Genomic DNA, 1,375 nt, shown 5'->3' with positions numbered 1-1,375 from the left:
AAGCCCGGCCAGGCCCCGCCGCCGCCCACCAGCACTGCGGCCAGGCCCTGCCGCAGCGGGTCTCACACCGCGCCGTCGACACATTGTTATGGTTCTGAAACCTTGCCAGCATGCCCTCAGGAGGGCCTGTATCGTGCCTGTGCTTGAACGTGTTTCGTGCTGTTTCGTCGTGGATGGGTAAAGAAAGAGTTGCCTGCGGCAATACAACTCTTGAGAATTTGTCCTAAAGACCTACCGCATGCTCACAAAGATTTGGCATACTGTGGAGCGGAAATAACCCGTAACACCAGGAGCCATCGTGCCCGACCAATCTGTCACCGCCTCACATGAGCAGGACGCGGCCTCGGCCTCGTCTTCGACCAAGAAACCCAGCCTCGGCCGCGTTATCGCCGCGTGGGGGGTGCACCTGTTCACCATCTCCGGCCTCGTGTGGGCCACGCTCGCTCTGTTCGCGATCCTCGACAACGACACCCCCATGATGTGGCTGTGGTTCGTCATCGCCCTGATCGTGGACGGCGTCGACGGCACCCTCGCTCGTAAAGTCGGCGTCCGTGAGGTCATCCCGTGGTTTGATGGCGGAGTTGTCGACAATCTCGTCGACTACCTGACGTGGACGTTCCTGCCTGCCCTGTTCATGGCGCTGCACCTGCCGTTTGGTGCCCAGCCGATGCCGGTCATCATGATGATCGTCGTCATCGTGTCCTCGCTGTTCTGCTACGCGAACGACGGCGAGAAATCCAACGACAACTACTTCGTGGGCTTCCCCGCGGCGTGGAACTGCGTCGCAATCGTTATGTATGTGCTCCAGACCCCCGCCTGGGTCAACATTGCGGCGACGATCTTCCTGGCGATCATGACGCTTGTGCCGCTGCACTACACGCACCCTGCGCGCGTGAAGCGCTTCCAGATCCCCAACATCATTGGTGCGGCTGCCTGGATCGTCGCGTGTGCGTATATGGTGGTCGCCTACCCGGTCCAGCCCTTGTGGGCTCTGATCCTTTTCTGGATTGGCGGCGGCTGGTTCCTGATCGCCGGCTTCATCCGTACGGCGACCGGCGAGGACAAGTAGTCTTTGCGCCACGATCGCAGATCAACACCCCCGGGCCTCGTGCTCGGGGGTGTTTGTTGTGTGATCCGCTTTCGGGGTCTGCGGTGTCCGAGGGTGGCGACGAGGCCTGGGCGTGTTTGGTGGTGACCGTGCAGTGCGTGGGAGGCTGCGGTGCCTGAGGGCGGTGACGAGGCGTGGGTGTGTTTGGTGGTGACCGTGCAGTGCGCGGGAGGCTGCGGTGTCCGGGGGCGGCGACGAGGCCTGGGTGGGTGGTGTGGCGCCCCTTCGGCATGCGGGAGGCTGTGGTGCCCGAGGGCGGCGGCAGGG

General features: G+C 63.1%; 1 protein-coding gene. It reads left to right on the top strand.

Features of this window, described 5'->3' with window-relative positions; all coding sequences use genetic code 11:
- The first annotated feature begins 298 nt into the window (after positions 1 to 298).
- A complete protein-coding gene (locus HMPREF1136_RS09495; RefSeq protein ID WP_009649128.1) occupies positions 299 to 1,069 on the top strand; it encodes a CDP-alcohol phosphatidyltransferase family protein in 771 nt (256 codons plus the stop codon).
- Positions 1,070 to 1,375: the final 306 nt, after the last annotated feature.

The sequence above is a fragment of the Actinomyces sp. ICM47 genome, assembly GCF_000278725.1.
Classification (GTDB): Bacteria; Actinomycetota; Actinomycetes; order Actinomycetales; family Actinomycetaceae; genus Pauljensenia.
Note: the sequence above shows the minus strand (reverse complement) of the source record. Positions and strands in the feature narration are given on the sequence as shown.